The 20,297-nt window shown below is 70.5% G+C and carries 20 protein-coding genes; 13 read left to right on the plus strand and 7 right to left on the minus strand.

The genetic code is table 11. The annotated features are described in order from the left end of the window. Nucleotides 1–34: 34 nt before the first annotated feature. Nucleotides 35–1,186 carry a serine hydrolase domain-containing protein gene (locus tag OG329_RS17935; RefSeq protein ID WP_405796309.1) on the plus strand — a complete coding sequence of 384 codons (1,152 nt, stop codon included), beginning with the start codon at nucleotides 35–37 and terminating at the stop codon, nucleotides 1,184–1,186. Here the strand turns inward: OG329_RS17935 and OG329_RS17940 are convergent. Continuing rightward, entirely contained in the window at nucleotides 1,086–2,057 is a 972-nt protein-coding gene (locus OG329_RS17940; RefSeq protein ID WP_405796311.1) for a helix-turn-helix domain-containing protein, read from the minus strand. The genes OG329_RS17935 and OG329_RS17940 overlap by 101 nt on opposite strands. Before the next feature lie 151 nt (nucleotides 2,058–2,208). Between OG329_RS17940 and OG329_RS17945 the strand changes: the two genes are divergently transcribed. From OG329_RS17945 to OG329_RS17960, 4 genes are all read left to right on the plus strand, one after another. After that, nucleotides 2,209–3,144 (plus strand): MBL fold metallo-hydrolase, encoded by a 936-nt coding sequence (locus OG329_RS17945; protein ID WP_405796313.1) that lies wholly within the window; start codon nucleotides 2,209–2,211, stop codon nucleotides 3,142–3,144. Between the two features lie 60 nt (nucleotides 3,145–3,204). Then, nucleotides 3,205–4,692: a carboxylesterase/lipase family protein gene (locus OG329_RS17950; protein ID WP_405796315.1), complete on the plus strand. Its 1,488-nt coding sequence runs from the start codon at nucleotides 3,205–3,207 to the stop codon at nucleotides 4,690–4,692. Between the two features lie 120 nt (nucleotides 4,693–4,812). After that, nucleotides 4,813–5,388, plus strand: coding sequence for a TetR/AcrR family transcriptional regulator (locus OG329_RS17955; RefSeq protein ID WP_405796317.1), 576 nt, complete (start codon nucleotides 4,813–4,815; stop codon nucleotides 5,386–5,388). Between the two features lie 42 nt (nucleotides 5,389–5,430). Further along, on the plus strand, nucleotides 5,431–6,618 hold the full coding sequence (locus OG329_RS17960; protein WP_405796319.1) for a GDSL-type esterase/lipase family protein: 1,188 nt from the start codon (nucleotides 5,431–5,433) through the stop codon (nucleotides 6,616–6,618). 41 nt (nucleotides 6,619–6,659) lie between these two features. Here the strand turns inward: OG329_RS17960 and OG329_RS17965 are convergent, their stop codons facing one another. Next, nucleotides 6,660–7,424: an SDR family oxidoreductase gene (locus tag OG329_RS17965; RefSeq protein ID WP_405796321.1), complete on the minus strand. Its 765-nt coding sequence runs from the start codon at nucleotides 7,422–7,424 to the stop codon at nucleotides 6,660–6,662. Between the two features lie 189 nt (nucleotides 7,425–7,613). Between OG329_RS17965 and OG329_RS17970 the strand changes: the two genes are divergently transcribed. The 4 genes from OG329_RS17970 to OG329_RS17985 all read left to right on the plus strand — a co-directional run bounded on the left by OG329_RS17970 (nucleotide 7,614) and on the right by OG329_RS17985 (nucleotide 10,051). Beyond that, nucleotides 7,614–8,522, plus strand: a complete 909-nt coding sequence (locus tag OG329_RS17970; RefSeq protein ID WP_405796323.1) for a helix-turn-helix transcriptional regulator — start codon at nucleotides 7,614–7,616, stop codon at nucleotides 8,520–8,522. 83 nt (nucleotides 8,523–8,605) lie between these two features. Further along, entirely contained in the window at nucleotides 8,606–8,806 is a 201-nt protein-coding gene (locus OG329_RS17975) for a hypothetical protein (protein WP_405796325.1), read from the plus strand. A 339-nt stretch (nucleotides 8,807–9,145) separates the two neighbouring features. Further along, on the plus strand, nucleotides 9,146–9,583 hold the full coding sequence (locus OG329_RS17980; RefSeq protein ID WP_405796327.1) for a DUF732 domain-containing protein: 438 nt from the start codon (nucleotides 9,146–9,148) through the stop codon (nucleotides 9,581–9,583). Between the two features lie 171 nt (nucleotides 9,584–9,754). Next, nucleotides 9,755–10,051, plus strand: coding sequence for a hypothetical protein (locus OG329_RS17985; protein ID WP_405796329.1), 297 nt, complete (start codon nucleotides 9,755–9,757; stop codon nucleotides 10,049–10,051). Nucleotides 10,052–10,154: 103 nt separating this feature from the next. On the opposite strand, the gene OG329_RS17990 is transcribed toward OG329_RS17985, so the two are convergent. Next, nucleotides 10,155–10,511, minus strand: coding sequence for a VOC family protein (locus OG329_RS17990; RefSeq protein ID WP_405796331.1), 357 nt, complete (start codon nucleotides 10,509–10,511; stop codon nucleotides 10,155–10,157). A 211-nt stretch (nucleotides 10,512–10,722) separates the two neighbouring features. On the opposite strand from OG329_RS17990, the gene OG329_RS17995 reads away from it, so the two are divergent. Beyond that, complete coding sequence (locus OG329_RS17995; RefSeq protein WP_405796333.1) at nucleotides 10,723–11,949, plus strand: RCC1 domain-containing protein; 1,227 nt, start codon at nucleotides 10,723–10,725, stop codon at nucleotides 11,947–11,949. A 109-nt stretch (nucleotides 11,950–12,058) separates the two neighbouring features. On the opposite strand, the gene OG329_RS18000 is transcribed toward OG329_RS17995, so the two are convergent. Together OG329_RS18000 and OG329_RS18005 are read right to left on the minus strand one after the other, a co-directional pair. Then, entirely contained in the window at nucleotides 12,059–14,716 is a 2,658-nt protein-coding gene (locus tag OG329_RS18000; RefSeq protein ID WP_405796335.1) for an ADP-ribosyltransferase, read from the minus strand. Nucleotides 14,717–14,869: 153 nt separating this feature from the next. After that, nucleotides 14,870–15,238 carry a hypothetical protein gene (locus OG329_RS18005; protein WP_405796337.1) on the minus strand — a complete coding sequence of 123 codons (369 nt, stop codon included), beginning with the start codon at nucleotides 15,236–15,238 and terminating at the stop codon, nucleotides 14,870–14,872. Nucleotides 15,239–15,466: 228 nt separating this feature from the next. Here OG329_RS18005 and OG329_RS18010 point away from each other — a divergent pair, with 228 nt between their 5' ends. From OG329_RS18010 to OG329_RS18020, 3 genes are read left to right on the plus strand one after another with little or no spacing between them, the layout of a single operon-like run. Further along, the gene (locus OG329_RS18010) at nucleotides 15,467–16,303 is read left to right on the plus strand and encodes a helix-turn-helix domain-containing protein (RefSeq protein ID WP_405801893.1); all 837 of its coding nucleotides are present in this window, start codon (nucleotides 15,467–15,469) and stop codon (nucleotides 16,301–16,303) included. Then, nucleotides 16,300–16,536, plus strand: a complete 237-nt coding sequence (locus tag OG329_RS18015; RefSeq protein ID WP_405796338.1) for a DUF397 domain-containing protein — start codon at nucleotides 16,300–16,302, stop codon at nucleotides 16,534–16,536. Before OG329_RS18010 ends, OG329_RS18015 begins: the two co-directional genes overlap by 4 nt. A gap of 13 nt (nucleotides 16,537–16,549) precedes the next feature. Beyond that, nucleotides 16,550–17,830, plus strand: coding sequence for an MFS transporter (locus OG329_RS18020; RefSeq protein WP_405796340.1), 1,281 nt, complete (start codon nucleotides 16,550–16,552; stop codon nucleotides 17,828–17,830). Here OG329_RS18020 and OG329_RS18025 read toward each other — a convergent pair. Both OG329_RS18025 and OG329_RS18030 read right to left on the minus strand, forming a co-directional pair. Next, entirely contained in the window at nucleotides 17,746–19,128 is a 1,383-nt protein-coding gene (locus tag OG329_RS18025) for a TfuA-like protein (RefSeq protein ID WP_405796341.1), read from the minus strand. The two genes, OG329_RS18020 and OG329_RS18025, sit on opposite strands and share 85 nt — an antisense overlap. After that, the gene (locus tag OG329_RS18030; RefSeq protein WP_405796343.1) at nucleotides 19,125–20,294 is read right to left on the minus strand and encodes a YcaO-like family protein; all 1,170 of its coding nucleotides are present in this window, start codon (nucleotides 20,292–20,294) and stop codon (nucleotides 19,125–19,127) included. Before OG329_RS18030 ends, OG329_RS18025 begins: the two co-directional genes overlap by 4 nt. Nucleotides 20,295–20,297 lie beyond the last annotated feature (3 nt).

Consider the following 20,297-nt stretch of genomic DNA (forward strand, 5'->3'; position numbering starts at 1 on the left):
GGCCCGCGCGACTGAGTGAGGTAGGTGTCGGACCATGACGCGGGTCGGCGGGTTCGGCGAGGTCGGCGAACGTCTGGAGCGGCAGGCCGCCGGGGGCGATCCGTGGGCCGCAGTGCGCACGGACGCCCTGGCGCGGGCGACCCGGGAGCAGTCGCGCCGGGTCGTACGCGGCGTGGCGGACATGGAGTCGTATCTGGCGGCCCAGGTGTCCGACACCTCTCACCGTGAAGTCGTGGGCCCGCTGCTGGACGGCGGACCCCCGAGCGGTGTCGTCGTACGTCGCGGCACGGTCATCGCCTCCTGGGGTGACCCGGCCAGGGTCGAGATGGCCTTCAGCGCGACCAAGAGCGTCCTGGCACTGACGGCCGCAGTGGCGTACGACGACGGGCTGCTGCGACTGGACGAGCCGGTGCACCGCTCCGTGGACCTGCCGCAGTTCGCCGACTCCCACTCACGGGCCATCACCTGGCGGCACCTCCTGGACCAGACCAGCCAGTGGGAGGGCGAACTGTGGGGTAAGCCCACCTCGGTCGACGCGCAGAGCGTCCGGGAGGGCACCGAGTCGCCGGGTGGCCCGCCCGGCGAGGGCTGGGCGTACAACGACGTACGCGTGAACCTGGCCGCCCTGGCACTGACCGTGCTGTTCGGCAAGCCCCTGCCGGAGATTCTGCGCACCCGTGTCGCGGAACCGATAGGCGCCTCGTCCCTGTGGTCGTGGCACGGATACGCCAACTCCTGGGCCGATGTCGGCGATGGTGGCGACATCGGCGACGCCGCCGGTGGCCGCGTGCCCGTGGTGTCCGGGGGCGCGCACTGGGGCGGCGGGCTGTGGATCAACGCCCTCGATCTGGCCCGCATCGGCCAACTCTGTCTGCGGGGCGGGAGTTGGGAGGGACGCCGGGTGGTCTCGCGGCGCTGGATCGGGGAAATGTGGACGCCCTGCCCGGTGAAGCCCGACTACGGCCTGTCCTGGTGGCTCAACGACGACCGCACCGTATGGCCCGACGCCCCGTCGACCGGACGCTGTGCCCGGGGCAACGGCGGCGCGCATCTGCTCTGGGTCGACCCGGCCCGGGACCTGGTGATCAGCTCGCGGTGGGGCGCCGGGCCCGAGGCGCTGCTCCGTGCGGTGTCAGCGGCTGTGACGCCGGACTCGGGGTCGGGGTCGGGGTCGGCCGAGGGCTGATCTGCCGCTCCGACGCTCCGCTGCCGCCCGCCTGCCGGAGCAGCGCCAGGGCCTCCTCGGACGGGGAGCCGGCGGGGGTGGTGCACACGATGAGCGTCTGTTCCGGTGAGCGGGCGATCGACAGTGTCTGCTGTGTCACCGTCACCGTGCCGACGACGGGATGGCGCAGCTCGTAGACCGTGGCATCGCACGGCGTCACCCGGTGATCCGCCCACAGGGCGACGAACTCCGGGCTTTTCATGGTCAGTTCGCCGATCAGCTCCGCGAGCAGTGGGTCGTCCGGGTGTCTGCCGACCGCGATACGCAGGTTGCCGACCACCGCGCGCGCCTTGCGCCGCCAGTCCGCGTACAGCTCCTGACAGTGCGGGTCCAGGAACAGCATCCGGCTCATGTTCGGGCGGCGCGCCGGGTCGGCCGGGGCGTGGAAGTCGAGGTGCCCGGCGAGCAGGGCGTGCCCGAGGGTGTTCCAGGCCACGACGTCCGTACGGCGGCCGAGCACGAGCGCCGGGACGCCGTCGACGGCGCGCAGCAGGTCGCGTGTTTCGTCGGCGAGCCTCTCGGGCCGGGGGCGGCGCGGCCGGGGCGCGTGGCGGGCGGCGCCGGCGAGCCGGTCGAGGTGGTCGCGCTCGTGGGCGTCGAGCAGCAGGGCGCGGCCGATCGCGTCCAGCACCTCGGCCGATGCGCCACGGGACTGGCCCTGTTCCAGCCGTGCGTAGTAGGAGACGCTGACGCCCGCCAACTGGGCCAGCTCCTCGCGCCGGAGCCCGGCCACGCGCCTGCGCGGTCCGAGTTCGCGCAGGCCGACGTCTTCGGGGCGCAGGCGCGCCCGGCGGGCTTGGAGGAAGGCGCCGAGGGGGCCGGGTCCGTTCATCTCCCCAGTATTCGGTGCGCGGCCCGCTCGCAGCCACACCCTGTGGGGGGTGGGACAGACCGGGAGTGGTGCGTGCGCGCCCGTGTGTCCAGGCTCGGTGTGGTTCGGAGACGTACCTCCCGACCCCCCGACCTGAGGACGGACGGACCACATGGATCACATGGACCACATGGATCACAGCCCGGAGGAGATCACTCTCGGCGACGTCACCGTCAGCCGTATCAAGGAGTTCTACGGCTCGTCGGAGCTGTCACCGGGCCAGTTCTTCCCGGACAGCCCCCACGGCTCGTGGGACGCGCGCCACGACCAACTGGCGCCCGACTTCTGGAACCCGCGCACCGACGAGTGCCACACCGCGATCCAGTCCTGGCTGTTGCGCAGCGAGGGGCGCACGATCCTCGTGGACACCGGCGTGGGCAACCACAAGGACCGGCCGTACGCACCGGTGTGGAGCCGTCTGGACACGGCCTACCTCGACCACCTCGCCGCGGCCGGAGTACGGCCCGAGGACGTCGACATCGTGGTCAACACCCACCTGCACATCGATCACGTCGGCTGGAACACCCGCCTGGACGGCCGGACTTGGGTACCGACCTTCCCGAACGCCACCTACCTGATGACCCGGCGGGACTTCGACTTCTGGGACCCGGCCAACGAGAACAGGACCGTGCTCGGGCGCGGGAACCAGAACGTCTTCGAGGACAGCGTCACCCCGGTCCACCGGGCTGGACTCACCCACCTGTGGGAGGGGTCGTACCGGATCGACAAGAACCTGCGTCTCGATCTCGCTCCCGGACACACCCCCGGCTCGTCCGTACTCACCCTCGAATCCGGCGGCGATCGGGCCCTGTTCGTCGGGGACCTGGTGCACACCGCGCTACAGATCGCGGAGCCGGACACCAACTCCTGCTTCTGCGAGGACCCGGCGCAGTCCCGCGCCACCCGGCACCAACTGCTCGGCCGCGCCGCCGAGAGCAACGCGCTGGTCTTCCCGGCGCACTTCGGCGGCCAAGGCGCCGCCGAAGTCGCGCGCAGCGGCTCGAAGTTCGCCATCAAGGAGTGGGCGGGCTTCTCCCGTATCGCCTGACGACTCTGCTGGCGACTCCCTACGTGCCTCACATACCTCTCCGGAAAGGATGCTTCTCCCGTGCCCCGACAGGCAGATCCGGTCGTCGAAACCCCGGTGGGCGCCGTACGCGGCCTCCGTGACCGATCCGGCGAGCGCTACCGCGCCCTCCCCTACGCGGCGGCCCCGACCGGCGCCGGCCGTTTCGCCCCGCCGGCACCGCACCCGGGCTGGTCCGGCGTCCGCGACGGCACACGGCCCTCGCCCACCGCTCCCCAGCCGGTCCGTGACTTCGGCCGGCTCGACATGGTTCCCTACTTCGGGCCGGGGTGGGTGCCGGGCGCGGAGTATCTGAGCGTCGATGTCCGCACGCCCGCCGCAGACGGCGGCAGGCGTCCCGTCATGGTCTTCGTGCACGGCGGCGGGTTCGTCACCGGCTCGAACCGCGCCGCGCTCTACGACGGCGGCGCGTTCGCCCGCGACGGCATCGTCCTCGTCACGGTGAACTACCGGCTCGGCATCCCCGGATTCCTCGATCTGGCGGGGGCTCCGGCCAACCGGGGACTGCTGGACGTGCTCGCCGCGCTCCGCTGGGTACGCGACACCGTCGCGCACTTCGGCGGCGATCCGGAGAACGTCACGGTCTTCGGCCAGTCGGCGGGCGCCACGCTCACCGGCGCGTTGCTCGCGACACCGCAGGCGGCCGGTCTGTTCCGGCGGGCGATCGTCCAGAGCGGCAACGGCCTCGGCGCGTTCACCCCGGAGCAGGCGCGACGGGTCACCGTCACGGCCGCCGCCGCACTCGGCGTCGAGCCGACCGCCGAGGCGTTCGCGCCGATCCCCGACGAGCGCTTCCTGTCGGTCCTGCCGGCGCTGGCCGGTCTCGACCTGCGCACCGGGACCGCCACGGATCCGCTGGCCGGGCTCAGCCCGTTCAGCCTGGTGCTGCCGGTCCAGCCCGCCGACGCACTCGCCGCCGGACTCACCGACGCACACGCCGACGCACACGCCGACGGCCCGGCGGGCGGCGTCGACCTGCTGATCGGTACCAACACCGAGGAGGGGCACCTCTACCTCGTACCGCGAGGCGACTTGGAGTCCACCACGGAAGCCGACGTGGCCGACGTACTCGCCGTCACCACCCGCGCGCACGAGGACCCGCAGACCGCCCTCGCCGCGCACCGCGCGGCACGGCCGGGCGCGACACCGGGCGAGCTGCGCTCCGCCGTGCTCGGGCAGGCCCTGTTCGAGGCTGGTACGACGCGCCTGGCGCGGGCCCACGCACGGATCTCGGGTGGCCGCACACACGTCTATTCGTTCGGATACCGCTCGACGGCCCTGGACGGGCGACTCGGCGCCGCCCACACCGTCGAGCTGCCCTTCGTGTTCGACATCGCCGACGAACCCTGGCTGCACGGCGACACCTCCCTCCTCGGCCCCGACCCCGCCCCGGCGGGGCTCGCGGCCCGGATGCATGGCGCCTGGGTCGCGTTCGCCGACAGCGGGGACCCTGGCTGGGCTCCGTACGCGCCGCAGAGTCCGGTGGTGGAAATCCTCGGCGGGGGCTAAGGGCCGAAGCCGGCGCCGAAGCCGCTGCCTACGATGACTATGCATTTGCCTAATGAGCTTAGGTAAACGCATAATCATCGTAGGCAGCGTAGGCACGCGAACGGAAGGCACAGACCAGCCATGTCCCCCCGCGCAGGACTCACCACCGACCGCCTCGTCCTGGCGGGAGCCGACCTGGCCGACGAGATCGGGTTCGACCACGTGACGGTCTCGGCGCTGGCCAAGCAGTTCGACGTCAAGGTCGCGAGTCTGTACTCGCATCTGAAGGGTTCCCAGGACCTCAGAACCCGCATCGCACTGCTCGCCCTCGAGGAGATGGCCGACCGGGTCGCGACGGCGCTCGCCGGCCGCGCGGGCAAGGACGCCCTCGCCGCCTTCGCGAACGTCCTGCGCGACTACGCCCGCGAGCACCCCGGCCGCTACAGCGCCGCCCGGCTCCCGCTCGACCCGCAGACGGCGGCGGCGAGCGCCGGCCCCCGGCACTCGCGGATGACGCGGGCGATCCTGCGCGGTTACGACCTGCCGGAGCCGGACGAGACCCACGCCGTACGCCTCCTGGGCAGCGTCTTCCACGGCTACATCAGCCTGGAGACGGCCGGCGGCTTCAGCCACAGCACACCCGGCTCGGAGGAGACGTGGGTGTGGATCGTGGACCGCCTCGACGCGCTGCTACGTACCTGGCCACCCACCACCTGAGTTCACCCATCACCTGAGATCACCCACCACTAGGCAGACACCATGAGCACCGAGCACCACCCCTTGACCACCACCCCCATCACCACCGACATCCTGCGCGGCGCCGTCGATCTGGAGCGGACCGCGCGCGGCGTCCTGCCGCACCGGCTGCCCGCGTGGGCCCGCGCGCAGAACACCGACCCGCAGTTGGCGATGGCGGAGGCCCAGCCGTCCGGCGTACGGCTCGCCTTCCGCACCCGGGCCACCGTCGTAGAACTGGACGCGCTGCCCACCAAGCGGGTCTACGTGGGCGCCCCGCCCCGGCCGGACGGCGTCTACGACCTGCTGGTCGACGGCCGCCTCACCGCCCAGGCCGGTGTTACGGGTGGCAACACCCTCACCATCGACATGACCGCCGGAACCGCCGAGCAGACACCCGGCCCGCCCGGCACCCTGCGCTTCGGCGAACTGCCCGAGGGCGAGAAGGACATCGAGATCTGGCTGCCGCACAACGAGACCACCGAACTCGTCGCCCTGCGCACCGACGCCCCGATCGAGCCGAATCCGAGCCGGGGCCGCCCGGTATGGCTGCACCACGGCAGCTCCATCAGCCACGGCTCCGACGCCGCGAGCCCCACCACCACCTGGCCCGCACTCGCCGCCGGTCTGGCCGGCGTGGAGCTGGTCAACCTGAGCTTCGGCGGCGGCGCGCTGCTCGACCCGTTCACCGCTCGTACGATGCGCGACACCCCGGCCGACCTGATCAGCGTCAAGATCGGTATCAACGTGGTCAACGCCGACCTGATGCGCCTGCGTGCCTTCACCCCCGCCGTACACGGCTTCCTCGACACGATCCGCGAGGGCCACCCGACGGCGCCGCTGCTGGTGGTCTCGGCGATCCTGTGCCCGATCCACGAGGACACCCCGGGCCCGGCCGCCCCGGACTTCGCCAACCTGGCCGAGGGCCAACTGCGGTTCATGGCGACGGGCGACCCGGCGGAACGCGCGAGCGGAAAGCTGACGCTGAACGTGATCAGGGACGAGCTGGCGCGGATCGTGGAGCAGCGGTCGGCGCAGGACCCGAATCTGCACTACCTGGACGGCCGCGAGCTGTACGGAGAGGCGGACTACGCGACGCTCCCGCTCCCGGACGAACTCCACCCGGACGCGGCGACCCACCGCCGCATGGGAGAGCGCTTCGCGAAGCTGGCCTTCACACCGACGCGCCTTTCCCCGTCACCAACTCCCTGACGCCGAAAGCCAGTTGAGGGAATCACCGCGCTCCCCTCAACTCACACCTGTCCGGTCGGCATCAACGTCAACTGCTGGAAATTCACCCGCGCCGGCAGCCCCGCCAGATACCCCACCGCCCGCGCCACATCCCCCGGCGTCAGCCACTCCACCGAGTCACGGGCCCCGTCCAGCCACTCCAGCGCCCCGTCATCCGTGACGTGCGACGCCAGCTCCGTCGTCACCAGCCCCGGCTCCAGCGCCGAGACGCGCACGTTCTTCCGCCCCAACTCCGCCCGCAGATTACGGGACATGTGCGTGACGTACGCCTTCGTACCCGTGTACACGGCGAAGTTCGGGAAGACGCTCTGCGCACCGATCGACGACGTGTTGATCAGATCCGCGACGCCCCGCTCCCCGGCCGCCCGCACCAACTGCGGTACGAAGGCCCCGATGACGTACATCAGTCCGCTGATGTTGATGTCGATCTGCCGCTGCCACTGCTCCGTCGCCCGGTCCTCGATCGGCGCGGGCAGCATGACCCCGGCGTTGTTGAACAGCAGGTCCGCGTCGCCCAGTTCGGCCTCGACACGGTCCGCCGCAGCCTGTACGGCGGCCGGGTCGCTCACATCGGCGGCGACGGCGATCGCGGTGCCGCCGTTCTTCCCGATCCGGGCGACCAGCTCGTCCAGCCGGTCCGCGCGCCGGGCGACGAGGGCGACCGAGGCGCCCAGCTCCGCCAGATGCTCGGCCGTCGCGGCGCCGATACCGCTGGAGGCGCCGGTGATGACGGCGACGCGCCCGTCAAGGGTCTTGTTCGTGGGCATGGGGGTGCCTTCCTCGAAGAATGCCTCTGGATTACGGGCCGAGGGGCGGGTCGTCCGCCGCTCGGCCCCATATCCAGAACACCACCCCCGGCCCCCGTCTCCGCCGCCATAACGAGCCCTGCCCAGGGAGGTACCGCCAGGACCACCCACACCCCGCCGCGCCCCGTCCCGAGCGCGAATACTGGACGTATGACCCGCAGCACCAGCACCAGCCCCGGCACCAGCCCCGGCGACCGCGCCACCGACCGCGACCGTGGCAGCGAACTCGCCGACTTCCTGCGCTCCCGCCGCGCCCGTATCACCCCCGACCAGGCCGGTCTGCCCACCGACGGCCGTACGCGCCGGGTCCCCGGCCTGCGCCGCGACGAGACCGCCCGGCTCGCCGGAGTCAGTACGGAGTACTACACGCGCCTCGAACAGGGCCGGGCCACCCACCCCTCCCCCGAGGTCATCGACGCCCTGGCCGGCGCGCTGCGCCTGGACTCCGACGAGCGCGAACACCTCACGGACCTCGTCGCGCGCCCCACCCCCACCCGCCACACCCCGACCACCCCGCAGCGCGTCCGCCCCGGCCTGCACCTGATGCTCCAGACGCTCGACCACGTACCGGCCTTCATCCTCGGCCGCCGGACGGACGTCCTGGCCTCCAACCGGCTGGCCCGCGCCGTCGTCACCGACTTCGACGCCATGCCCGCGCCGCGCCGCAACGTCGCCCGCTACCTCCTCCTGGACCCGGAGGCGCGCGAGCGCGTCGGCGACTGGGAGCAGATGGGCGCGGAGACCGTGGCCATGCTGCGCCTCGAAGCGGGCCGGTTCCCGAAGGATCGGCTTCTCGCCGACCTCGTGGGTGAACTGACCCTGGGCTGCGCGGAGTTCACCGGCTGGTGGAACGACCACCGCGTCCTGCGCCGCACGCACGGGGCCAAGCACTACCACCACCCGCTGGTCGGCGATCTGCACTTCAGTTACGAGTCGTTGCAGCCGCCCGGCGACACGGGCCAGACCTTGTGCGTCTACAACGTGGAGCCCGGCTCCCCGACCGCCGAGGCGCTGCGCCTGCTCGACAGTTGGACGGCGCCCCAGCCCGCGAACACCTGAGCGCCAAGCCGTCAGGGTCCCGGTCATGAAGGTCATGAAGGTCATGCGCAACGGCCACCCCGCCGACTCCCGAGCCCGCGCCCGTGTCGCCCTGGTCCCGTCCGTGGACCGCCCCGTCGTCGCGGGACGTGCGGGCCGTCTTCACGGACGAGTACGCGCGGGAGCTGCCCGAGCTACAGCGCGAACGGGCGTACGCTGCCGCATTCGCCCGGCTCGGCGTGGACTACGACTATCCGACGATGCCGCTCCGCTCGCTCGTGCGCCGTGGGCGGGTGGCCGCGTGACCGCCGACGAGCTGTTCCCGGTTGTCCTCGCCGGATGCGTCGCGCTCTGCGTCGAGTGCAAGGCCGTCACGCGAGCCCGTCGTTCCGGGGCCGCTGGATACAGAGCGCCAGCGGCCCCGGAACGACCCTCTACGCGTGCCCTGACCATGCGGTGAAGCTCGGGGCGGGCCCGACCCCCGGAGACGTGTTGCGCGCCCCGTAGCTACGAGCCAAGACAGCAAAACGCCCCGTTCGGCATCCGCCGGGCGGGGCTTCTTCTGTGCCTCCTGTGTGTACAGGATGTGGGGTTACTGTGATAGGCACCGGTGATCTTGTTGCATGACCAGGGGAGGGTCCGCCATGAGGCGGAAGAAGAACAGAGACTGGATCATCGTGGTGTGCGCGGTGATCGCGACGGTTGCGGTGCTGCCGCTGTTCGATGACGACACGGACACCACGGCAGCATCGGACCCCAAGCCGTTTGTTACGACATCCGGCGAGTCGACAACCGAGCTGAGCGCGAAACCGCCCAGACCGTCCGGCATTCCGTCGCCCGATGCCGCACAGACCGAAGCCCTGATACGCGCGCTGCGGGCCGTAGAACCGGAGCTGGTGGCCGAGGAAGATCGGGCCGTTGACCGGGCCCGGAACGTCTGCCTAGACATCACAGGCGGCAAGGATGCGGCAACCATCCAGAGCAACGCCAAGACCCGGTTCGAGGGTGGCACCGTGCCGAGCCTCACCGACGACCAGGCCGGCGACATCGTGACCGCCGTACGGTCATCGTTCTGCGACTGACCAGACGGCGAAACGCCCCGTTCGGCCAAGTGCCGGGCGGGGCTTTGCGCGTGTTCCGCTCTGACTGCTGGCTGGCTCGGCGGGTCGATGCCAATTACCTAGAGTAGCCGATCGCATACTTAGAGAACGTGCGGGAGGGGTCCGCCCTCCCCGACTTGCAGGAGGCACGACATGCGACGCGCCGTAAAGGTACTGGGCAGCCTGATTGCCGCTGGGGCATTGACCCTGGGGCTGTCCGGCTCCGCCTGGGCCTCCCAGGGCACGCTGACAGTCAGCGGGAAGACCTACACCGACCCAGGGCGAGGCTGCTACACGGGCGACTTCTGGCCCCTGGCAGTGAACAACCGGACCGACACCGTCGTCTTTGTCTACGAAGACGAGGACTGCGAGGGTCGCCGCATCGGGAGGGTCCTCGCAGGCGACAACCGTGTCTTCGACCTCGGAAACAGTGTTGGCGTCCCCCGGTAGCGCTCCGGCCGCAGGGGGCTGACGAGCGGCCCCCAACAACGAAACGCCCCGTTCGGCAAGTGCCGTGCGGGGCTCTGTCGTTGGTGCTGACGTGCGCGTATGCTCAGAACTGGTAGTTAGAGGTGTTGGGATCGGCGAGAACACGCCAGGGCTCCTCCCCGGTCTGACCGACGTCGGCGAATTCCGCCCCGGCGGCCAGCAGGCGCGCCAGCTCGGCGTCCATGTCCCGGTCGGTCGCGTTGACGTCGATGTGCAGCGGGAGCTTCCCCTTCCTCGGCTCGTCGCCGGGGCTCAGGATGATCGTCGGCTGCGCGCCGCCGAACCCTTCGCGCGGCCCGATCTCGATCGCGCCGTCCTCCTCGCGGTCGAGCACCACGAAGTCCAGAACCTCGCACCAGAACCGCGCCAGCACCTCGGGGTCGCGGCAGTCGAGCACCAGCTCACTGATACGGCATGCCATGAACGGGACCTACCCTCCGCGTGGGAACACTCCCGCGACCGTACGCGACCGTATCGGCCGCGTGTACGCCCTTTCACCCCGTTCGGGTCGCCGTTCGGGTCCATCCGGGTGTGCGACCGGTCGCGCCTCGGGAGGTCACCGGGGGACGTATCGATGATCAGGTGCGGTCCCGCGAGGACGGGGCCACAGCAATCTGAGAGGAAATCCCCCCATGCGCCGTAGTCGCGCACTCCTGACCGCCGCCCTGACCGCCGGTCTCGCACTCACCCCGCTGGCCTCGGTCGCCGCCGCGCCCGCCCAGGACAGCCCCGTACTGAGCTGGGGCGCCGGCCGTACCGGCCAGCTCGGCAACGGCACGAGCACCGACAGCTCCCGCCCGGTCCCGGTCAAGTCCCTCTTCCGCGGCGACGTGGACCGGATCTCCGCCGGTGGCACCGCCTCGTCCGACTCCTTCGCGCTCGCCCTGACGAACGAGCGCGTCAAGTCCTGGGGCCACAACGCCTCCGGCCAGCTCGGCAACGGCAACCGCACCAACCAGAGCGTGCCCGCCACCGTGCAGCGCCTGGTCGACATCAAGGACGTCGCCGCCGGTGGCGAGCACGCGCTGGCGATGGACGAGCAGGGCCAGGTCTTCTCCTGGGGCGACAACACCTACGGGCAGCTCGGCAACAACCGTACGGGCGACACGCGCGCCGTCCCCGAGCGCGTCAAGGGCATGCCCAAGGTCAAGCAGGTCTCGGCCGGCTGCGACTTCAGCCTCGCGCTGACGGAGAACGGCAAGGTCTACGCCTGGGGCCGCGGCGTCTACGGCGCCCTCGGCAACGGCACGCGCGCCACCGTCACCACCCCCCGCCAGGTCGAGGGCCTGGAGAACGTCACCGACATCGACGCCGGCTGCCACCACGCGCTGGCGCTGACCGCCGACAAGACCGTCAAGTCGTGGGGCCACAACCTCAACGGCCAGCTCGGCAACTCCTCCACGAAGTCCTCCGTCGTCCCGGTCGACGTCGACTGGATCACCGGCGTCACCGACATCGAGGCGGGCGCCAACCACAACTACGCCATCACCGACGAGGGCCAGGTCTGGGGCTGGGGCAGCAACAAGGACAACCAGCTCCTCCAGCGCGAGGCCCCGGCGAACGCCAACGCCGACACCAACGCCAACGCGAACGCCGACGCCAAGGCCGAGGCCCCGCGCCAGCGCACCACCCCCGTCGAGATCCCCCGCCTGGAGGGCGCCCAGCAGATCGCCGCGGGCTCCCGCCACGGCGTCGCCGTCTTCGGCGAGGACGTCTTCGCCTGGGGCCACAACAGCGAGGGCCAGCTCGGCGACCGCACCACCACGGCGCGCACCGAGGCCGTCTCCGCGCTGAACGCCAAGCCCGCCGTCGAGCACGTCGCCGCGTCCCTCGGCGGAAACACCACCTACGCCTACTGATCCACCGAGATCCACCGAGCACCCTCGCTCGCCACGTACGAGTGCGGCGCCCCACCGGAGAGATCCGGTGGGGCGCCGCGGCGTGTACTCGGCCGTACGTACGTGTCCCTCAGCCCACCTGCTTCAGGCCGATGACCCTGTACTCCTTGCCGTCGATGATCTTCGTCTCCTCGCCCACCTTCACGAACTTCCCGTCGCGCGGGATAAGGACCTCCGACTCCTTGCCCCGGTAGCGGGACAGGGGGTCGATGTTCCGGCCGTTGTCCGTGGTGATTTCGAGAATGACGTTCTCGCCCTGCCGACCGTTGCTCTTCGCGTTCTTGGCCGCGCGGTCGGCCTTCGCCGGGTCGGTCGACGTGCTGAGGTATTCGGGGAACTCGACCTCTTCACCGTTGGCCAGCTTCTCCAGGATCTCGTCCGGCATGAACGTCCCCCGGTGGAACGTCCCGGAGACCGGCGGCAGATGATCCAGAGCCTGGTCCATACGCTTGATGAACTCCGGGACCGAATCCCCACGCTTGCCGGGAATCGGATCACCGCGCAGGAACTTGTTCGCGTCCAGGGCCCAAGAGCCGGTGTAGTCGGCGATGATGAGCGCGTCCTCGGCCGTGAAATCCTCGGTCATCGGGTTCTTTTTGGCGATCTCCTCGACCTTGTCCGCCCATGCCTTCTTGTCTTTGGGGTCGAAGTCCGGGATGTCGTCAAGGACATTCATCGGAGTCTTCAGGGGGCAGCCGGTCAGGTGCGGCGGCTTGGGCTTCGGCTTCGGCTTGGTCTTGGGTTCCGGCTCCGGCTCCGGCTCCGGCTCGGGCTCGGGCTCGGGCTCGGGGTCCGACGCGGGCGGTTGCTTCGGCTCGTCGGTGAGTCCGAGAGCGAGGCTGACCCTGTCCTCGACGTCCTGGTACGTGTCGACGCCGGGGATGGTGGCCCCCGACAGCCCCTCCATCACGGACAGGGGGACGGCGCCGCCGATCGCGAGCGTGGTGCCGCCGCTGTAGACGACCTGCTTACCGGCTCCGGATGAGGCGAGCGTGTAGCGCCCGCTGCCGGATGCGCCGGGGGTCAGGCTGCCGTAGAAGGCGACGTTTGTGTCGTTCTTGCAGTCGTCGTTGTCGTCGTCGTTGTCGTCATCCTCATCCTCGTCGTTGTCGTTGTCGTTGTCGTCGTCCTTGTCCTTGTCCTTGTCCTGACCACCACTGCTGGAGCTGCCACCGCTTGAGCCGCCGCTGGAACTACCACCGCCGGAGCTACCGCCACCGCTTGAGCCGCCGATGAGTCCGCCGATGCCGCCGATGAGCCCGCCACTGACCATTCCGCCGTTGGAACCGCCGGAGTCGCTACCACCGCTGTCGGAACCACCGTCCGAACCACCGGCGTCGTTACCGCCGTTGCTTGAGCTACCACCGCTGTCGGAACCACCGTCCGAACCACCGCTGTCACTGCCGCCGGAGTTCCCACCGCTGTTGGAACCGCCGCCGTTGTCGCTACCGCCGCTGGAACTGCTGCCGCCGGAGTCGCTACCGCCGTTAGAGCTACCGCCGTTGGACCCGCCACCGGAAGAACCACCGCCGGAACTGCTGCCACCGTCCGAGCCACCACTGTCGCTACCGCCGCCTGAGCTGCCGCCGCCGTTGGACCCGCCTCCGCTGTCGGAGCCTCCGCTGTCGCTTCCGCCGTCCGAGCCGCCGGAGTCACTACCGCCGGAACTGCTGCCACCGTCCGAGCCACCACTGTCGCTACCGCCGCCTGAGCTGCCGCCGCCGTTGGACCCGCCTCCGCTGTCGGAGCCTCCGCTGTCGCTTCCGCCGTCCGAGCCGCCGGAGTCACTACCGCCGTTGTCACTACCGCCGCCCGATGAACCGCCGCCGGAGTCGTCCCCATCGGAGTCACCGCCGCTGTCACCGCCGCTGGAGTTACCCCCGCCGGAGTCCCCACCGCCGGAGTCCCCACCGCCGTTATCGCCACCGCCGTCCGAACCACCGTCCGAACCACCGTTGGCACCCCCGCCGTTGTCGCCCTCACCACCCGAGTCGCCTCCGCCGGTGCCGCCTCCGGCGGTGCTGTCCCCGCCGCCTGTGCTGTCCCCGCCACCGTTGTCGCCACCGTCTCCGACCGTGGTCGACTCACAGTCCCCGCCCAGGATGTTGCACACAGCCGTCTGAAGGCCGGTCGAAATCTGCGGCGCCACACCACTGAACAGCAGCGCGCCGATGATCAGGGCGACCAGGCCGATCAGGCCGACGCACTCGACCGTCGACTGACCACGGTTACGCCGCCACGTGATCAGGTGCGGAACGGAGGGCATACCTTCCCGGCGCAGCTTGCCCAGCGTCACGCGCGGCCTCACGGCCCGCTGCTCCGCGGGGAGTTCGAACCACTGCCGGCTGCCGCCCACGCTCACCAGCGCCAGCAGGACACCGGGGAGCAGCAGTTGGCTGAACCCGCGCTCGGACCCGGCGTACAGATTGACCACGCTGCCGGTCAACAGCCACGCCTGGAGACCGACCAGCGCGAACCAGACAACCTTCCCGCCGGTCCACAGACGCTGGGCCAGGATCACGGCGGCGACACCCGGCGCCATCGCGTACAGCGCCAGCAGACTGATCGTCGGGGTGATGTGGGTACCCAGGTCCAGCAGCGAGTTCAGCACCCCCACGCCGCCCAGCAGCGTCAGACCGAACACCAGGTACAGCAGAACCCGTGTCGCGGCGAGCGACCTCGGCAACTCCCACCTGTGCGTAGGTACGCCGACCTGTGAGTACGACAAGGGGAAACCTTCCACCGACCAGTGACGAAGTCCGGCTCCCCCGATCCGGCTGCAACGCGTATGCCAGGACGGTACGTACGCGACAGACCCAAGCCGAAGGGTCTGCGGACCCACCTCAGACCCACCAGGGCCCAAGTCGGACCCACCCGCGTCTCAACGGCTCTCGTCTCCGCCGAACGACATGGGGTGACCGAACAGCGCGGCTGCCGCGTTGCGCAGGATCACCGGGTGGACGAAGCGCTCGTTGTCCGAGGGCGGGCAGTACCAGAACAGCGGCCACGTCTGCCCACTGAGCGCGGGCACCGGTACGTAACTCACGCTCCCGCTCGCGGAGTTGAACCGCGTCACGCCCGGCGCCCAGATCCGGTTCGCGGTGCTCCCGGCCGGCAGGTAGAAGTACACCGCCCGGCACCCGCTCGACTCGGTGGCGATGGGCCTGGGATCGCCCGCCGTGATCGAGTCCATCATGTCGGCGAGCCGCCGCCCCTCGGCCCCGTCGACGCGCACGGCGTCGAATCGCACACCCGCTTTGCGGAGTTGGAATCCATCTTGAGGTACCCAATCGACCCATGAATGCTCATTCTGTGTATTCACGCAGACATTCTGCGTAGTCGCCGCTAGCGTTTCCCATGGTGCAACGGGAGCTTTCGCAGACTGGTTGACCTGCGCGAACTCCCGTTACACGAGGTCGAATTCAGCGAGGATCAGTTGTGACCGGTTGAGTCCGGTCGAGTCGAAACGGTGATCGCAATGGCGCGAGCAGAGAACAAGGAAACGGCAGGCGCGGCGACGCGATTGGTGGCGCACATCGCCCGCATGATGCGCCTACAGAAAGGGATGACACAGGAAGAACTCGGCGCCGAAACGGGCTTCTCGGCGGCGGCCATCAGCGCGATGGAGACCTGCGCGCAACCGGCGAGCGATCAGATGCTGGTGGCCCTGGGACGGGTGCTGGGCGACGACCTCGGCATCTTCGAACATGCGCGGGACTTCCTCCGGCTGGACAAGTACCCACCGCAGTTCAAGAACTACGTGCTGCTGGAGCAGAAGGCGGTGGGCCTGTGTCTGTACGCGACGCTGGAGGTCCACGGCCTGTTCCAGACGGAGGCGTACGCGCGGGCGCTGATCGGCGGAGGCTATCCGCCCCTGCCGGAACAGCGGGTGGAGGAGCTGGTCGAGGCGAGGATGGCGCGGAAAAAGCTGTTCGACCGGGAGCCGATGGCGCTGATCGAGGTCATCCTGGAGGAGTCGGTACTGCGCCGCACGATCGGGAGCCCGGAGGTCATGCGCGAGCAGCTTATGAATCTCGCCGCGTGTGCAAAGCGTCGAAATGTGACACTCCAAGTGCTGCCACTGGACTGCGGGCTGAGCGGCGAACACGCAGGTGATCGGGGCGACATCAATCTCGTCGAGACTCCGGACCACGACCATCTGCTGTTCCTGGAAGTGCAAGGCGAGAGCGTGTTGGTATCCGATCCTGCGGGTGTGAGCACGCGTGCCCAGCGCTATGCGAAGATCCGATCACAGGCCATGGGTCCTCGCGAGTCGCTGGGCCTCATCGAGCAGTTGGCAGGAGAACGGGAATGACCAGCACACTGCGGTGGTTCAAGTCGAGCTACAGCGACAGCGGCGGCGGGAACTGCGTAGAGATCGCCGTCGACTGGCACAAGTCCAGCTACAGCAGCGACAGCGGCGGCAATTGCGTCGAGGTGGCCACCTGCCCCCACGCCGTCCACGTCCGCGACTCAAAGATCCACGACGGCCCCACCTTCATAATCGCCCCAACAGCCTGGACGACGTTCCTCACCTGGGCCGAATAGCAAGGTGCCGCGTGTGGGATGGTCCGCTCGGCTGCGGGCCTCCGGTGCTCCTCTCGCGGTCCGTCCGTACCGGCTGCATTTCGCGGCGCGGATGCTGTCGTGGACCGGTTCGGCGGTCAGCTCGATCGGGCTGGCGTTCGCCGTGCTCTACATCGGCGGCGGCGCCACAGGACTCGGTCTGGTGCTCGCGGCCGGGATCGCCCCCCAGATTGTGCTTCTGCTGGTGGGTGGGGTGGTCGCGGACCGCTGGTCCCGCGCTCGGGTAATGGTGTGGACGAACGCCGTCTCGGCGCTCGCCGAGGCCACCACGGCGGTGCTGCTGTTCACCGGGTTCGCGCAGGTGTGGCACCTGGTGGCGATGGCGACTGTTTGCGGCGCAGCGAGCGCGTTCTTCACCCCGGCGGCCGGCGGGGTCGTCGTGGAGGTCGTTCCGGCGGAGATGCGGCACGCCGCGAATGCGCTGCTGAAGCTGGGACAGAACACGGTGAAAGTCGCGGGTCCGGCTCTGGGTGGTCTGCTGGTCGCGGTCGTCGGGCCGGGCTGGGTGATCGGCTGGGATGCGCTCACGTTCGCCGCCGCCGCCGTGCTGTGCGCGCGGATGGGTCTGGGCCCGGCGCGGGCGAAAGTACGGGCGGGGTTCGTGGCCGATCTGCGGGAGGGCTGGACGGATTTCCGCTCGCGTCGCTGGCTGTGGGTGATGGTCCTTCAGGGTTCGGTTGTCGTGCCGGTGTGGCTGGTGGGTTACCAGATGCTCGGCCCCGTCTACGGCGAACGGGTGCTGGGAGGACCGGAGTTGTGGGGTGTGGTTGTCTCCGGCTTCACGGGCGGGCTTCTGGCGGGCGCGGCTGTCGCGCTGGTGTGGAAGCCGCGCCTGGTCGGCGTCGTGGTGTGTCTGGGCACTGGCTGCATGGGCCTGCCGCTGGCCGCTATGGGGGCGCGGGCGCCGTTGCCGGTGCTGGTGGCCGCCGTAGTGGCGGCCGGCGTGGGGCTCGCGATCAGCATGACCACGTGGTCGAGCCTGGTCCAGGAACGCATCCCCACCGACCGCCTGTCGCGTGTCCTGTCCTGGTCGACGCTGGGGCAGTTGGTGCCGGTGCCGATCGGTTACCTGACGGCCGGCCCGCTCGCGGGCATGTTCGGAGTGCGGCGGGTGCTCACGGTCGGCGCCCTGGTGATCGCCGTCGCGGTCGCAGTTCCGCTGCTGATGCGTCAGGTGCGGGCGTTGACGCTCGCCCCGTCGCCGACGGTGCCTGCCGAGGAGTTGGCGACGGTGCGAGCGACAGCGCCGAGATAGAACGGGCGGGCGGCCTCCACGGCTCCGGCGAAGTCGCGGAAAGCGCGGTCGCGAGCGGCGGCGTCGCGGACCAACCGGTCGGCGTCCGGCGCGAGATGCCAGCGGACGAGCAGATGGGCGGCAATCCGGCCTGGTGCCAGGTGGGCGGTGCTGTGCAGGGGGTTCGCGGACTCGGTGGCCGCGTTGAGGCGAAACGCCTCCGCGACCTCCGTGGCCGTGGGCAGTTCCGGGTTGACGAGGTCTCCGGCGTCTTGCGGCGAGGTGGGCCAGATCGTCCAGGCTCCGTCGAGCCGTGCGGAGCGGACCATCACGCGTATCAGCATCTCCCGCTCGTCCAGCGAGCGTCGTTCGTACGGGGTCAGCCAGTGCGCGAGCTGAACAGGCGACAGGGCATCCGGGGTCAGACCCGCCTCGGCGGCCGTCCCCACCGCCGCTTCGGCTGCACCGGAGCCCTCCCGTACGGTGCCGGTTTCCGCGATACGGGCCAGGACCCTCCTGCGCCACCGGGCCCCGAACTCCGCGTCGTAGAGCTGCTGGTGCGTCAGGTGCGCGAGGAAGGGCACGTCCGTGCCGGGAATCGGCCGGTGGGCTGCTTCCCAGTACCGTACGAAACTGGTCCGCCACGGCTCCTGGCCCCACCCGCTCGTGTCCGCCGGCCCCGGCGCGCGGACGTACAGCGCGCACAGGGCTTCTTCGGCGTCCTCGCGTTTCTGGTCCCACGGGTGCGCGCGGCGCCAGGCGTTGGCCCGGCCGTACGCGTCGCGCAGTCCGGCGCCGTCGGCAGCACGGGCCAGCGCGCGCCAGGAGCGGCGTGGGTAGGGCAACGCCTGGGCGAGTTCGGCGAGTGCGTGAGCCTCGGCGGTGGTGATCCGGCCGGCCCCGGCGGCGCGGTGCAGCGCCGTGCGCAGATTGACCAGGGCATGTGAGAGTGGCTGTCCGTCCGGGCCCTGGACGACGGCCACTTCGTCGTCCGCGTCCAGGACACCGTCGCGGAAGGCGCGGAAGACAGCGCCGATCCCGGACATGCCGAACGGTCCGAGTTCGGCGGCGCGCAGGGCTCCCATGCTCGCGGCTCCCACGACGGCGATTCCTTCGGACAGGAGCAGCAGGATCTCTTTGTGGCGGACGGGGGCGCTCTGATGCCACAGGCCATCGATGATCAACACGGTCGCGCCCGGGGCGAGTTGCAGACGTAAGAGGTCGCCGTGGCGGACGGGCGGATGGAGGTGGGCGGCGGGCAGCAGTTCGCATACCCGGGCGGCGGGGATGGTGGGTCCGGCGAACACGTGCACGCTCATCGGCCGGCCACTGTGGGTCGGGGGACGGTGTGCCGGGCGTCGTAGCGCAGGCGGGGCGCGATCACTTTGACCACGGCGAACTCCTCACGCACGTATGGGCCCCAGGTCAGATCGACAGCGAGGGGCGGGATGCCGGTGGCGGCCGTGACGCACGCGGCCAGGTGCGCCGCCGTGCCGGTGTCGGTGGTGTGCGCCGTGGTGTGGCGGGCGGCGATGTCCCGCCACACCAAGGCGAGTGGGGATGAGGCGGCGGGACCGCGCCGTACACCGGTCCCGGCTCGGTGGACGGCGGGGTGACTGTCCTCGCGGCTGCCGGTGATCAGGGTGAGCCGGGACTGGGCGGCCTCGGTGATCGCCCGCGTCAGTGCGACCGCCGGATCCACATGGGCACCCGAGCCGGCGACCAGGACGGCCGCCTGATCCTCGCGCCACAGATGGCAGCACATCACCGGCACACCGAACCGGTTCGGCCAGCAGGTGAGTTCCACCCATACCCGCGCCCGCCGCAGCCGGTCGACCAGGACGGCGGGCTCGCCGCCGTCGACCGTCGCCGGGTCGATCAGCTCTACCCGACCGGCGCGGGGCACCGTGCTGAGGACGTCGCGCTCGATGACCTCGCACAGGCCGTGCGCCAGCGCTTCGGCACGGGTGTTGCCGGACGCGAGGCCGTTGGTCGACGCACTGGGCAGATACAGGCGCCAGTCGTCGTGCTCCTGCCGGCCGAGCCGCACCGCCGCGGCCGGCACCAGCGCCGCGGCGCCGTCCACGGCGGAACGGGCCGTGATCCAGTCCAGTGGCGTCCGGTCCGTGACCAGAGCGCCCGCGTGCTGTTCCAACTCGTCCACCGTGTACGGCAGATTCAAGTCGGCGGCCGCCACGCGCCGGAGTTCGGTGGGAGGCACGGCCCGCTCCGCGTGCCAGACCTCCAGGGCCTCCATGGCGCCCGAGACGCGCGCCGCGTCCAGGCTCACGCCCTTGCCCTGCGCGACGGACAGGGTCCGGGACAGCGGGCGGACGGCCATCGTGACGGGGATTGCGAGATCGTCCAGGCCGGTCACGTCGGCCACACGGGTGACACCGTAGGCGGGAAGCAGCGGCCGGATCGCCTGCCACGTCCTGGCGGGTGGGAGGGTGCGGCAGGTGCCGTCGAACAGAGCCGTACGCATGGG

Source organism: Streptomyces sp. NBC_01506 (assembly GCF_045040295.1).
Lineage (GTDB): Bacteria > Actinomycetota > Actinomycetes > Streptomycetales > Streptomycetaceae > Streptomyces.